This is a genomic window from Brevibacterium sp. BRM-1 (assembly GCF_026802075.1).
Lineage (GTDB): Bacteria > Actinomycetota > Actinomycetes > Actinomycetales > Brevibacteriaceae > Brevibacterium > Brevibacterium rongguiense.
The window spans coordinates 582,062-595,767 of sequence record NZ_CP113788.1; the positions used below are offsets into that span (position 1 = coordinate 582,062).

Here is a 13,706-nt window from a genome sequence, read left to right on the forward strand (position 1 = left end):
GCCCGCGCTGCCGCTGCCCGGCGTCTCCCCGACCGCAGTCCACACACCGGATCGCCCCAGGCCTGCGCGTCCCCGACGGAGCGGACGGGTTCACTCCACGCGCACTCGGAACCGTGCCGCACGCGCTCAGCGGCGCCGCGGTGGCGCTGAGCGCGTGCGGCGCTGCGGCGCTGGGGCTCGCAAGAGCGGTGGTGGTTGCTCGGTGCCGTGGCATTCGTGCTCGCAGGCGCGGCGTTCGTGCGCGGTGCCGTGGCATTCGCGGGTTCGCCGGGAATGACGGGACCCGATAGACTGTTGTGTCGCCCAGCAGCCCCCAACGTCGACAGTGGAAGGTGGCCCCACCATGAGCGAGCGCAGTCTTCGCGGCACCCAGCTCGGATCCCGCAGCCTCGAATCGGAGGTGGGCGTCGAGCCGGCGCCGCGCCAGCTGGTCGAGTACGCGTGCGAGGACGGCTTCACCTTCACCGTTCCCTTCTCCGTCGAGGCCGAGGTGCCGGCGACGTGGGAGTCGGGCACGCACGGCCTGGGCAAGCGCGTGGGCGGCGGCGAGGCCGCCGAGACGACGGAGAAGCAGGGTCGCACCCACTGGGACATGCTGCTCGAGCGCCGCTCCCTCGAAGAGCTCCAGGTCCTCCTCGATGAGCGCCTGGCCGTACGCCGCGGCGAGAAGGCCCCCGAGGTCTGAGCCGGGCCGAGCCGGCGTACCGGGCCAACGCGGCCCGAAGCTCCTCCGGGCACTTCGCGGCCCCGGTGCCTGCGACCAGAGCGCTGGCACCTGCAATCGCACAGTGCTCGGCACCTGCAATCGCACAGCGCAGCGGGACAACCCGCTGCGCTGTTCTGTATCAAGAGCGCTGTGTCGGTTCAGAGCGCTGTGTGGGAGCACGACCGCCGGGTCGTATCGAGAACGCCGCGCACTTCAAGGGCGCCGCGTTTCAAGACCCCCGTGTTGTTTCAAGACTGCCATGTTGTTTCAAGGGCGCCGTGGTGGCGTGAGGGTCGTCACCCAGGGCTCGGGCTCGGCGTGCTGCGCCGCGGCCGGCTTCGCCCTCAGGTGCGGCGCGCGAGCGCGGCGCGCACGCGGCGTGCCCGCTCAGCGGCGCCCCACTTGGCGACGTTGACGAACGCCTCCTGGATGATGTTGCCCGACATCTTCGACTCGCCGTATTCGCGCTCGACGAAGACGATCGGCACCTCGGCGATGGCGAACCCGGCGCGCGCCGTGCGCAGGGTGAGGTCGATCTGGAACCCGTAGCCCTGCGAGCGCACCGCCTGCAGGTCGATGGCGGAAAGCACCTCCCGCCGATAGGCGCGGAAGCCCGCCGTCGCATCGTGGACGCCCAGGCCGATCGCGGCATTCACATAGACGTTCGCACCGCGCGAGAGCAGCTGGCGGTTGAGCGGCCAGTTCACCACCGCTCCCCCGGGCACCCAGCGCGCGCCGATCGCCAGATCGGCTCCGTCCGCGATGGCCGCCAGCAGCTGGGGCAGGTCGCGGCCGCGGTGCGAGCCGTCGGCATCCATCTCGCAGATGACGGGGTAGTCCCGCTCGAGCGCCCAGGCGAAGCCGGCGAGATACGCCGCACCCAGGCCGTTCTTCTCGGTGCGGCGCAGCAGGTGGATGTGCTCATCGTGCTCGGCCTGCTCCGCAGTCCAGTCGGCGGTGCCGTCCGGCGACCCGTCGTCGACGACGAGGACATGGGCCGCGGGCACGAAGCGGTGCACGGCGGCGATCGTGCGCGGCAGCGATTCGCGCTCGTTGTAGGTCGGAATCACGATGAGGGGGGCGTCAGTCACCCGTCCACCCTAGCCGACGATCGCGGCCGCGGGCCGAGCGCGCGGACCCCGTTCGCGGGCCCGTGAGACGGCAAAGCGCCCCGGGCCGACAGGCTTCGGACCGCGTGCTGACACGCGTTTTCTAAGGCCTGCGCCCGGGGCGCATCCGCTGAGCGGACCGATTGAGAATCTAGCAACGCGGTGTCCCCGCGACAAATCGCCCTCACCAGGGGATCTGTGCATCGTTGCAGGTCACGAGGGTGATTTTCGGACCGGCGCAGCGGTGGGAAAAGTGTGCGCCTCGGCGCGTCGCGCTCAGCCGAGGGCCGCGCTCACCCCGTCGACCCACACCTCGCGCACCGTGGGCAGCCGCTCCGGGTCGCCGAGGTCCGGCAGCCCGGGAGTGCCGGAGCGCGGGTCCGTGCTCCAGGCCGCCACGCGGTCATCGGAGACCTGCACGACCAGCCGATCAGCGCGCCAGCGCACCGCGGTGGCCGCGGCACCCGGTGCGAGCACACCGGCCTCGAAGCGGCCGGCGGCGCGGTGGGCGAACCGCGTCGCGCAGTTGAACGCCGCGCGTCCGGAGATCCCCCCGGCGCGGTCCCAGACGGCCGCGCGGATGCTGCGCCACGGGGCGGCTGGATCGAGTGCGAAGCTCACCTGGGCACCGGCCGCCAGGAGTCCTGCCAGTGGCTGCTCGGCGCTCGGATCGACCGTCAGCGCGATGCCGGCCGCACCCAGCCGCTCGCACAGCGCCTCCGGCACGCGCCGGCCGAAGCGCAGCCGCCAGCCGGAGCGCTGCGCGTGTGCGACGGCTCCCGCATCGTTGAGCAGCGCTGCGAGCGCGGCCTCGTCGGCCTCCGATTCCACGAGCACGCAGAGCGCGCCCGGCGGCCGCTGGCCGTCCGCGAGCTGCGCCGCGCTGCGCGCGGCGGGGCCCTCCTGCGCATCGAGCGCGTAGCCGAGGACCGCCAACCGCCCGGCTCGCGCCTCGAACGCCGCGAGGGCTGCGGCCGTGCCGATCGCGTGCACGCCGGCGATCCCGGCGGCCACGAAGGCCTGCGGCTCCGGGGCGGAGACGCGCAGGTCGAGACCCGCATCGACGAACGCGGGGGCGACGAAATCGCCCTCCAGGTCCTGCACGGGCGCGCCCAGCGTGCCCGCCGCCTCGTCGGAGCCCACCCACGACACGATGGGCCCCTCGAAGGCGATCGCGGTGGCGAAGGGATCGGCACTCGAATAGACATCGCCGCCGGCGAGCACCGTGACGGCGGGATCCTGCTCAGACTTCTCCGTGGGAATCACGTCGCCCAGTATCCCACTGGTATCCCACCGGAGCGTCCGCGCCCCGCGATAGGGCACGGGGGTGAGTGCGAAGCGGGCGCAGCGGAGCCGGACGGGCGCGCCGCCCGCGCCGGATCGGGGCGCTGCTGCCCGGTGCCGCGTCCGTGCCGCGGTATAGGCTTCCCGGCGTGAGAGAAGCGCTGCTCGTCCTCGACACGCCGGCCCTGTACTACCGGGCCTTCTACGCCCTGCCCACCTCGCTGCGCGATGCCGCCGGCACGCCGGTCAACGCGGTGCGCGGGCTGCTCGACACGGTCGCCGCGCTGTGCGCCGAACTCCCCCGCCCGCGGGTCATCGCCGCCTTCGACGCAGACTGGCGCCCGGCGTTCCGCACGGCCCTCGTGCCGGAGTACAAGGCCCAGCGCGTGCGCGATGAGGCCGCCGGCACGGAGACCCCCGAGGAGCTGGCGCCCCAGCTGCCGATCATCCGGCGCGCGCTCACCGCGGCCGGCATCCCCATCGCTGAGGTGCCGGGCACCGAGGCCGACGACGTCATCGCCTCCCTCGCGGCGCAGGTCCCCGGCCCCGTGACCATCGTCTCCCCCGACCGCGACCTGCTGGCCCTGCTCGACGGTGAGCGCGTGGTGCTGCGCCGGCCCCGCCCCAAGGGCGAGTGGGAGGTCACCGCCGCGGCAGATCTGCCCGCGCTCTACGGGGTTGCGGGCCCGGAGCTCTACCGGGAGCTCGCCGCGCTGCGCGGGGACCCCTCCGACGGACTCGCCGGTGCCCCCGGGATCGGGGAGAAGACCGCCGCGCGGCTGCTCGCGGCCCACGGCAGTCTGGACGGGGTCTTCGCCGCCGCGCGCGCGGGCTCGGCCGACGGCGGCCTGACGCCCAAGCGCCGGGCCGCCCTGCTCGAGTCCGAGGAGGCGGTGCGCGCGAATGCGGCGGTCATGGCCTGCCTGGAGGACCTGCCCGTGGGCGACTGGCTCGCCGCCGCCGACCACGTGCCCGAGCGCCTGGATCGCGCGGCGCTCGCGGAGCTGGGCCGCGCCCACAGTGTCGTTGCCGCCGCGGACCGGCTCAGCGCTGCCCTGGGCGGTTGGTCCGCGGCCGGCCGGGAGCACGGTGCGCGCGGCGGCGCAGCCGCGGGCGCCGGCGCCTCATCCGACGTCGAAGGGCCTGGGTCGGGAGCGGCCCCCTCCCCCGCCGCTGGGCTTCCGGCTGCACCTGAGGACGGAGTAGCAGGCGGCGCTCCCGGTGGGCCTGGGCACGCAACCGCCGACGGATCACCGGGCAGCGCCGCTGCGGCCGGCACAGTGGGCCGCGGCAAGACGGACACCGCCGCTGCGGACGGCACGACGGATAGCGCCGCTGCCGGCTCAGCGGGCACGGGGACCGTGGGTGTGCCCGCGGCCGGCACGACGGATGGCGCCGCTGCCGGTTCGGCGGGTACGGAAACCGGGGGCGTGTCTGCGGCAAGCACTGCGGAGGTCGACGCTGCCAGCCCTGTGGGCGCGGGGACCGCGGGCGAGCCTGCGCCCGGCACTGCGGAGGCCGGCGCTGCGGATATCGGCACTGCGGGCACCGGGAGAGGCGGCGCAGCTGCGAACGAGGCTGAGGACGGGACCGAACCCGGCTGGCCCGCGGGGCCCGTGTGGGGCTTCGACCTCGAGACGACGGGTGTCGATCCCCGCACCGCGCGCATCGTCACGGCCGCCCTCGTCGAGTTCGACCGGGGCGCCAGGCGCGAGGCCTACACGTGGCTGGCCGATCCCGGGGTGGAGATCCCGGCGGCCGCCGCCGCGGTGCACGGGATCAGCACCGAACGCGCCCGCACCGAGGGCATGGACCGGCGGGCCGTGGTCGAGCAGCTGTGCGCGGCCATCGCCGATATCACTGCCGCGGGCGGGGTGCTCGCCGGCCACAACATCGCCTACGACCTCACCGTGCTCCAGGCCGAATGCGAGCGCCTGGGCATCAGCCCCGCCGTCCGCGAGGTCCATCCGCCCATCGTCGACACGCTCGTGCTCGACCGGCGCGCGGAGAAGTACCGGCGCGGGCCCCGCATCCTGCAGGCACTCGCCGAGCGCTGGGGGGTCGAGCTCGTCGACGCCCACTCGGCCGATGCCGATGCGGCCGCCGCGGCGGCCATCGCCCTGGCCATCGGCGCGGCGAGCGCGGAGATCGGCGGGCTCAGCCCGGCGGCGGTCCACGCAGCCCAGATCGCCTGGAAGGCCGAGCAGGCCGCCGATCTCGAGGCCTATCTGCGCGCCAAGCGCGACCCGCAGGCGCGCGTGAGCCGCGCATGGCCGTTCGAGGAGTGACCACCGGGTCCCGGGCAGCGAGCACCGGACCGGCCGCAGCGAGCGCGCGCCTTCGAGCGGGCTGACCGCGGAGCCCGGGGCGCCGTCGTAGACTGGGCGGCGCCCCGGGCTCGCACGCCGTGCGTGCGGCGCGCGGCTTCGCCACGCAGCATCGACAGTGAGGACGGACGCATGGGCATCTTCGCCCGCCTGCTCAACCGACCCGGCGCGCAGGCCGCCGGCCGCACCGGCTGGCTCGAGCGCTCGCGCAGCGCCATCGACGAGAAGTCGCAGGACTACGCGGCGCTGGCCGACGAGGACATCGCCGCCACCGCCGCGGAGATCTTCACGACCGGCCAGCGGCGCGAGCAGCAGATCGCCTTCGCCGCGCTCGTGCGGGAGGCCGCCGAGCGCGCGCTGGGCGAGCGCCCCTTCGACTCCCAGCTCACCGGGCTCGTCGGCCTCCTCGACGGCCACGTCGTCCAGATGCTCACCGGCGAGGGCAAGACCCTCGTGGGCGCCATGGCCGCCGCCGGCTACGCCCTCCAGGGCCGCCGCGTCCACGTGGTCAGCGTGAATGACTACCTCGCGGTGCGCGACCGCGATTGGATGGCGCCGCTGTTCGAGCTGCTCGGCGTCGAATCGGCCGCCGTCAGCGAGTCCGACGACGAGGCCGCGCGGCAGTCCGCCTACGCCACCGAGGTCGTCTACGCCTCCGTGCAGGAGGTGGGCTTCGACGTGCTGCGCGACCGCTTCGCCGCCGATGACGCGCAGCTGCGCGTGGGCGAGCGGGACGTCGTGATCGTCGACGAGGCGGACTCCGTGCTCATCGACGAGGCGCGCGTGCCCCTCGTGCTGGCCGGCTCCACCAGCGTCGAGGAGGCCGACGCGAAGATCGCCGCGCTCGTCGCCGACCTCGACCCGAACGCCGACTACGAGGTCAGCCAGGACCGCAAGGCCGTCTCGCTCACCAACGCGGGGGCCGATCGGGTCGAGCGCGAGCTGGACGTCGACCTCTACGGCGCGGATGCGGACGTGCTCGCCTCCGTCAACCTCGCGCTCTACGCCCGCGCGCTCATCAAGCGCGATGTCGACTACCTCGTGGTGGACGGCGTCATCAAGCTCATCTCCGACTCCCGCGGCCGGGTGGCAGACCTCCAGCGCTGGCCCGACGGCCTGCAGGCGGCCGTCGAGGCCAAGGAGCACCTGACGGCCAGCGAATCGGGTGAGATCCTCGACCAGATGACCGTCGAGGAGCTCATCCACGGCTACCGGACGGTCTGCGGGATGACGGGCACCGCGCTGGCGGTGGGCGATGATCTGCGCGAGTTCTACGAGCTCGAGATCCTCCCCATCGAGCCCAACGAGGCGGTGGTGCGCGTCGACGAGCCCGACCGCCTGTACACCTACCAGGAGTCCAAGGAGCGCGCGATCGTCGAGGAGGTCGCCGCCCAGCACGCCTCCGGGCGCCCGATCCTCATCGGCACGCGCTCGGTGTCCGAATCGGAGAGCCTGGCCGAGCGGCTGCGCGAGCGCGGCATCCGCGCCGAGGTGCTCAACGCCAAGGACGACACCCACGAGGCCGGGATCATCGCGGCCGCCGGCGCCGCAGGCGCGGTCACCGTGTCGACCCAGATGGCCGGCCGCGGCACGGACATCCGCCTGGGCGAGGGCGCCGCGGAGGCCGGCGGGCTCCTCGTCATCGGCGCGGGCCGCTACCAGTCCTCCCGGCTCGATGACCAGCTGCGCGGCCGGGCAGGGCGCCAGGGCGACCCGGGCACCTCGGTCTTCTTCACCTCGCTCGAAGACGAGCTCATGACCCGCGTGCCGGAGGCCCAGCGCTTCATCGAGGAGGGCGACGAGCACGGGCGGATCGCCGCGCGCCGCGCGGCCCAGCTCGTCGAGCACGCGCAGCGCATGTCGGAGGGCGAGAACACCGCGGTCCACCGCGACACGTGGCGGTTCAACGAGCTCATGGCCAAGCAGCGCGAGCTCGTGCTGCGCCGCCGCGACGCCATCCGGCGGGAGTCCACCGGGGTCGACGAGCTGCGGGCCGAGGCCGCCGAGGCGGTGGCCGCTGCCGATGAGAAGGTGGGCGCCGAGGTCGTCGACGCCGCCCTGCGCGAGGTGCTGCTGTTCGAGCTCGACTCCCGCTGGGTCGACCACCTCGCCTACCTCAACGACCTGCGCGAGGGCATCCACCTGCGCACCCTGGCGAAGGAGAAGCCCCACGAGGCGTTCAACGCGGAGTCCATCCGCGCCTTCGAGTCGTTCTGGCCCGATGTGCTGGCGGACTCCGCGGAGGTCGTGCGGGAGGCGGAGTTCACCCCGACGGGCATCGACCTGCGGGCCCACGGGCTCAAGCGGCCGTCGTCGACGTGGACCTACCTGTCGACCGAGTCGACGTTCGGCTCCGATATCGAGGCCGTCGTCAAGCGGGTCGCCAAGCGCTGACGGCCGAGCGCTGAGGGCCCCGCCGCGGGGCTATTCGAGCACGACCCCGCGGCGGATCGCGTTGGCCGCCCGCCGGATGACCTCGGCGGTCTGCGGCTGCGCGACGTGGGCGACCTGGCCCAACAGGTCGAGGGTCTGCTTGGCCCACCGCACGAAATCGCCGGCGGCGATGTCCGAGCGCCCCAGCGCCGCGCTCAGGCTCCGCCCCTGCGTCCAGCGGTAGATCTGCACCGCGATCCCCAGCTCCGGCTCCGGGGTCAGGGGCAGGCGGGCATCGGCCTCGATGCGGTCGAGGCCGCGCCACAGCTCCCCGAGCTCGGCCAGCCGCTCGCCGAGGCGCTCGGTGGGCACGGTGACGGCGCTTCCCACCTCCCGGCGGGCCTGGTAGACGAGCGTCGAGGCGAACGCGGCCACCTCCGGCTCGTCGAGCCCGTCCCAGAGCCCCTCACGGACGCTCAGCGCCGTCAGCAGGTCGCGCTCGCCGTAGATGCGGCGCAGGATCGCCATCCCGTCGGGCAGGAACCCCAGCGTCTCGAGGACCTGGCACACGCGGGTGAAGACGTGGGTGATCGACGCGGTGCGCCCCTCGATCTGGGCCGCGACGGCGCTGTTCTTGCGCTCGAGCGCCTGCGCCCGCTCCGCCCACCGCGCGTGCGCCTCGCGATCCGGGCACGCATGGCACGGGTGCTCGCGCAGCTGGCGGCGCACCGCGGCGATCTCCTCGCGCTCCGGCTCCGCGCGTTCATCCGCCGGCTGCGCAGCGGCCGGGTCGCGGACCTTGCCCGCGGCGATCGCCTCGGAGAGCACGTCGAGCAGCCGGCGGCGCTCGGCCGGGCTGCGGTGGTTGAGCTTCTTGGGCGTGCGGATGTGGCCGAGCTCGAGCGCGGGCTCGGTCACCTCGTGGGGGCGCAGGTGCCACACCTTGCCCGACTGCGTGAGCACGGTGGGCAGGCGGGTGCCGTCGTCCTCGCCGCGCAGCGGGGTGAGGACCACGCAGGCGCCGAACGAGCGCCGGGAGGGCAGCAGCACGACGTCGCCGACCTCGAGGTCGGACAGGGACGCGAGCACCTGGCGCTGGCGCTGCTTCGAGCGCGCCTTGCCCGCCCGCTTCTCGAGCTCGCTCAGGCTCCGGCGCAGGCCGAAGTACTCCCCGAAGTCGCCCCGGTCGCACTGCATGGCGGTCTCGTAGCCGGCCAGCGCCTCGTCGTTGCGGCGGGCCCGCTTCGCCAGCCCGACCACGGAGGCGTCGGCCTGGAACTGGGCGAACGAGGTCTCGAGCACCTTCGCGGCGTCCTCGCGGGTCATGCGCGCCAGCAGGTTGGCGGCCATGTTGTACGTGGGGGCGAAGCGGCTGGAGAGCGCGTACATCCGCTTCGAGGCGAGGGCCGCGATGTCGGCGGGCTCGACGTCCGGCGACCACACGGTCACCGCGTGGCCCTCGACGTCGATGCCGCGGCGGCCGGCGCGCCCGGTCAGCTGCGTGTACTCCCCCGGCGTGATCTGGACGTGCGATTCGCCGTTGAACTTCGTGAGCTTCTCCAGCACGACCGTGCGGGCGGGCATGTTGATGCCCAGCGCGAGCGTCTCCGTGGAGAAGACGACGCGCAGGAAGCCGCCGGCGAAGAGCTCCTCCACGAGTTCCTTGAACTGCGGGATGAGGCCGGCGTGGTGCGCCCCGAAGCCGTTGACGAGGCCCGCGGCGAAGCTGCCGAAGCCCAGCACCCCGAGGTCCTCCGAGCCCAGCTGCTCCTGCAGCTCGTCGAGGCGGGCCATGATGTGGCGCTTCTGCTCGCGGTCGGTGAGGTCGAGGCCCGCCGCGAGGCACTGCTCGACGGCGTCGTCGCAGGCGTTGCGGGAGAAGATGAAGTAGATGGCCGGCAGCAGGCCGTCGGCGTCGAGCTCGCGGATGATGGCCGCGCGCCCGGGGCGGTGGAAGCGCGGCGGCCGGCCCCCGCGCCGCCCCCCGCGGCCCCGGCGCGCCTGGTAGGGCCGCACCGCCTGCTGGAGGTCGCGGTCGACCTCGAAGCCGCGCGGGGCGAAGAGCGGGTAGAGGTCCGTGCCGACGGCCACGTGGTTGTACAGCGGCACGGGGCGGTGCTCGGAGACGATGACGTCGGTCGAGCCGCGCACCTCGGCGAGCCAGTCGCCGAACTCCTCCGCGTTGGACACGGTGGCCGACAGGCACACGAGCAGCACGTGGGGCGGGAGGTGGATGATGACCTCTTCCCACACCGGCCCGCGGAACCGGTCGCCCAGGAAGTGCACCTCGTCGAGCACGACGTAGCGCAGGGTGCTCAGGTCGGCGCCCGAGTAGATCATGTTGCGCAGCACCTCGGTCGTCATGACGACGATCTGCGCATCCCGGTTGATCGAGGTGTCGCCGGTGAGCAGGCCGACGCGGTCCTCCCCGTAGGCCGCGCACAGCTCTTGGTACTTCTGGTTGCTCAGCGCCTTGATGGGGGTCGTGTAGAACACGCGGACGTCCTGGGCCACGGCGAGCATGACGGCGAACTGGGCGAGCACGGTCTTGCCGGCCCCGGTGGGCGCCGCGACGAGCACGGAGCGGCCCTCCTGGAGAGCCGCGCAGCCCTCGCGCTGGAAGTCGTCGAGCGGGTACGGCAGCGCCGCCTCGAAGGCGCCCAGCTCGCCGGCGTCGAGTGCGGCGCGGCGGCGGGAGGCGGCATAGGCCTGTGCGGGTGAGGGATCGGCTGGCATCGGGCCAGTCTATCGGCCGGCCCGGGGCTCAGTCGTCGTCGTCGACGACGGCGGGCTCGACCCACGTGCCCGCCGCGATCGCCCGCGCCTTGCGGCGCCGGTCGCCGAGCGCGCAGATCGCCCAGGCGAGGACGAACATGACGAGCATCGGCACGACGAGGTAGAACATCGAGATCGCATCCGGCGAGGGCGTGGCCACGGCGGCGAACGCGAAGACGAGGACCACCAGCCAGCGCCAGGAGCGGCGCAGCGTCGCAGCGGAGAGCAGGCCGAGCATGTTGAGGCCCACCATGAGCACCGGCAGCACGAACGCGATCCCGAACACCACGATGATGAGCATGACGAACGTCAGGTAGTCCTGGGCGGGCACGATGTACGAGGCCCCCGAGGGGATGAGCTCGCCGAGTGCTGCCACGGCGTTGGGCAGCGCGAAGAACGCGCACGCCGCCCCGACGAGGAACAGCGGCAGCGCGGTGAGCAGGAAGCCCAGGCTGTAGCGCACCTCTGTGCGGGTGAGGCCCGGGACGATGAACGCCCAGAGCTGGTAGAGCCAGATGGGCAGCGTGAGGAAGATGCCGATGAAGACCGAGACCTTCAGCCGGATGTCGAAGGGCGAGGCGATGCCCGCGAAGTTCAGCTCCGCGGTGCGGCCCTGGCTGCGGGCGACTTCGTCGATGGGCGCCTGGAGCAGTGCCAGCACCGGGTCGTAGAGGAACCAGCCCACGGCCGAGCCGATGAGCAGCGCGGCGCCGACGATGACGACGCGGTTGCGCAGCTCGCGCAGGTGGCCCATGAGCGGCATCCGCCGCTCGCGGTTCTTCTGACGGCGCGGCTTCTTCGCCCGGCCCGGAAGGGAGTCGACCACCGCCGGTCAGGGATTGCGCTGCTCGGAGCCCTGCACATCGGCGCGGCGGGCGGCCTCGGCTGCCGGGTCGGCCTGCGGAGCGGAGGCGGGCGCCGCGGGCGGCGCGTCCGTGATCTCCGCGGAGCGCTTGGCATCCGCATCGTCGCTGCGCATGTCCTTGACCTCGTCCTTGAAGACCTTCATCGACTTGCCGAGGTTCTTCGCCACCGACGGCAGCTTGGCGGCGCCGAAGATGAGCACGATGACGAGCACGACGATCATGACGTGCATGGCGGAGGGGTGAAACATGTGCGGCTCCTAAGGTTGATCCGCCCCTAGTCTACGCGCCCGGCCGCCTGGGCCGCGATCCGCGCGGCATCCGCGGCGAGTCCCGGCGGCTCGACGGCGAGCACGTGGCGGCCGTGGGCCAGGAGGAGGCGGGTGAGCCACTCGCGGGAGTGCACCCGCAGCTGCGCCCGGACCGTGCCGGGCCCGGCCGCGTCGTAGTCGACGGCCGTGGTCTCGAGCTCGTCGGCCAGCCACGCGGCCTCCGGGGTGAAGGTGAGCGCGACCCCGAGTCCCTCGTCGCGCGGGCCGCCCGCCCCCGCAGCGGCGCCGGCGGGCACCTCGGGCACAGGGGCTGGGGCGAAGCCGCGGATGGCGGAGACGGCGAAGGTGCGCGGGCCGCGGGAGGTGTGGCACCACGCGTCGAGGTACCAGGCGCCGGCCAGGCGCAGCCGCTTGGGGGTCACGAGGCGGTGGGTGAGCTCATCGCGGGCGGCCACGTAGTAGTCGAGGGCGAGGCCCTCGCCGCGGGCGCGCGCCTGCGCCAGCGCCGCCTGCAGCGCGGCCGGGCGCTCCGGCACGCGCACGTCCACGGCACCGCCGGCGGGGCTCAGGGCGGCAGCGGCCGACACCTTCGCCCGCACCCGCGCGATCGTGGCGGGCTCGACGTCGTCGACCTCGGCGAGGTAGTCGAGCGCGATGAGCAGCGCCCGGGCCTCCCGCGAGCTCAGCCGCACGGGGACGGAGACCTCGTCCGCGTTCGCCACGTAGATCCGGTCGCCCTCCCAGTTGGCCTCGATGAGGTCGTCGGGCATGTGGCCGGGCCGGCCGGAGACGAAGAGGAGCTCGAGGTCGTCGATGAGCTGGGCGGGGGTGATGCCGAAGACGTTGGCGGTCGTCGCGATGCCCGTGCCGGGGTTGCGGGTGAGGTAGGGCACGAGGCCCAGCAGGCGGGTGAGCCGCTCGGATGCGTCAGCCACGGTCGGCTCCCTGGGGTGCGGCGATCGCCGCCAGTGCCGCGGCGGTCTCCCGCAGGCGCGCCGCGTAGGCGGTGCGCAGGGCTGCGGGCGCGAGTGGCTCGACCCCCGGGGCGAAGCCCAGCAGGCGGGCCGTGAGCGATTCCGCGTCGTCGAAGTCGAGCTCGAGGCCCTCCCAGTCCTCGCGGCCGGCGCCGGGGGCGGGCGCTCCGGCGTCCTGGGCCGCCGCGGCGGCGGCGCCGAGCGCGCGGCCCTCGCGGCGCAGGGGGTCGGCCCGCCCGGGCTCGAGCGCGAGCAGCGCCGTGCGCGCGCCCTCCGGCGCCCGCTCCGGGGCGAAGTAGTCCTCCGCGCGGAAGTCCGTGGGGATCGCATAGTCGCCCGCGGCGCGCGAGCGCAACGGCCTCACGGGGCCCGCGATCCGGCTGAGGCGGAACGTGCGCACCGCATCGCGGTCGATGTCACGGCCCACGGCGTAGACCCGGTCGCCGCGGGTGAGCAGCGCATAGGGCTCGAAGCGGCGGCGGTGCAGCCGGTCGCCCGGTCGGCGGTAGTCGAACTCGACCGGGCGCCGGTCGCCGAGCGCCGCGACGAAGGTGGCGAACAGCCCGGAGGCCATGCGCGCCGGGGGCACCTCGCGGTCGGCTCCCCCGCCGATGTCGAGGCCGAGCCCGCGCAGCTTCGTCACCGCACGCGCCGTGTCGGCGGCGAGCTCGGAGCCCTCGAAGACCGTCTGGGCAACCGATAGCACACCCGCCTCCTCCGGGGTCAGGACGATGGGCGGCAGCGCGTAGTCGCCCTCCGTGATGCGGTAGCCGTACGCCGTCTCACCGGTGTCCGCATCGGACCAGTCCGTCGTGGAGATCTCGATGCCCAGGCGCCGCAGGAGGTCCTTGTCCCGGCTGAACATGCGGTCGAATGCCGCGTTGTCCGGCTGCGCGCGGTAGTCGTCCAGCGCTGCGCGCAGCGAATCGCGGTCGATCCAGCCGCGCGCCGAGCGCAGTGCGATGAGCAGGTTGAGCAGCCGCTCGGTCTGCTTCCTCACCCGGTCCATGGACGGCCTGCGGA

Annotated in this window: 10 protein-coding genes; 3 read left to right on the forward strand and 7 right to left on the reverse strand. The window is 73.8% G+C overall.

The window, feature by feature from the left end:
* Nucleotides 1–343: 343 nt before the first annotated feature.
* Nucleotides 344–685 (forward strand): RNA polymerase-binding protein RbpA, encoded by a 342-nt coding sequence (locus BRM1_RS02535; RefSeq protein WP_160952361.1) that lies wholly within the window; start codon nt 344–346, stop codon nt 683–685.
* A gap of 365 nt (nt 686–1,050) precedes the next feature.
* Here BRM1_RS02535 and BRM1_RS02540 read toward each other — a convergent pair whose 3' ends face one another.
* Together BRM1_RS02540 and BRM1_RS02545 are read right to left on the reverse strand one after the other, a co-directional pair.
* Nucleotides 1,051–1,797, reverse strand: a complete 747-nt coding sequence (locus tag BRM1_RS02540) for a polyprenol monophosphomannose synthase (RefSeq protein WP_268527866.1) — start codon at nt 1,795–1,797, stop codon at nt 1,051–1,053.
* A gap of 294 nt (nt 1,798–2,091) precedes the next feature.
* Complete coding sequence (locus BRM1_RS02545) at nt 2,092–3,081, reverse strand: metal-dependent hydrolase (protein WP_268527869.1); 990 nt, start codon at nt 3,079–3,081, stop codon at nt 2,092–2,094.
* Nucleotides 3,082–3,248: 167 nt separating this feature from the next.
* On the opposite strand from BRM1_RS02545, the gene BRM1_RS02550 reads away from it, so the two are divergent.
* Together BRM1_RS02550 and secA2 are read left to right on the forward strand one after the other, a co-directional pair.
* The gene (locus BRM1_RS02550) at nt 3,249–5,387 is read left to right on the forward strand and encodes an exonuclease domain-containing protein (RefSeq protein ID WP_160952362.1); all 2,139 of its coding nucleotides are present in this window, start codon (nt 3,249–3,251) and stop codon (nt 5,385–5,387) included.
* Nucleotides 5,388–5,558: 171 nt separating this feature from the next.
* Nucleotides 5,559–7,820: an accessory Sec system translocase SecA2 gene (gene secA2 / locus BRM1_RS02555; RefSeq protein WP_268527873.1), complete on the forward strand. Its 2,262-nt coding sequence runs from the start codon at nt 5,559–5,561 to the stop codon at nt 7,818–7,820.
* 30 nt (nt 7,821–7,850) lie between these two features.
* On the opposite strand, the gene BRM1_RS02560 is transcribed toward secA2, so the two are convergent.
* The 5 genes from BRM1_RS02560 to BRM1_RS02580 are packed head-to-tail and all read right to left on the reverse strand — an operon-like array spanning nt 7,851 to nt 13,683.
* Entirely contained in the window at nt 7,851–10,535 is a 2,685-nt protein-coding gene (locus BRM1_RS02560) for a DEAD/DEAH box helicase (protein WP_268527877.1), read from the reverse strand.
* Nucleotides 10,536–10,563: 28 nt separating this feature from the next.
* Complete coding sequence (gene tatC / locus BRM1_RS02565) at nt 10,564–11,400, reverse strand: twin-arginine translocase subunit TatC (RefSeq protein WP_326957790.1); 837 nt, start codon at nt 11,398–11,400, stop codon at nt 10,564–10,566.
* A gap of 6 nt (nt 11,401–11,406) precedes the next feature.
* Nucleotides 11,407–11,688, reverse strand: coding sequence for a twin-arginine translocase TatA/TatE family subunit (gene tatA, locus BRM1_RS02570; protein WP_235936233.1), 282 nt, complete (start codon nt 11,686–11,688; stop codon nt 11,407–11,409).
* A 26-nt stretch (nt 11,689–11,714) separates the two neighbouring features.
* A complete protein-coding gene (locus BRM1_RS02575) occupies nt 11,715–12,644 on the reverse strand; it encodes a WYL domain-containing protein (protein ID WP_268527880.1) in 930 nt (309 codons plus the stop codon).
* Complete coding sequence (locus BRM1_RS02580) at nt 12,637–13,683, reverse strand: helix-turn-helix transcriptional regulator (RefSeq protein WP_268527883.1); 1,047 nt, start codon at nt 13,681–13,683, stop codon at nt 12,637–12,639. Before BRM1_RS02580 ends, BRM1_RS02575 begins: the two co-directional genes overlap by 8 nt.
* Nucleotides 13,684–13,706 lie beyond the last annotated feature (23 nt).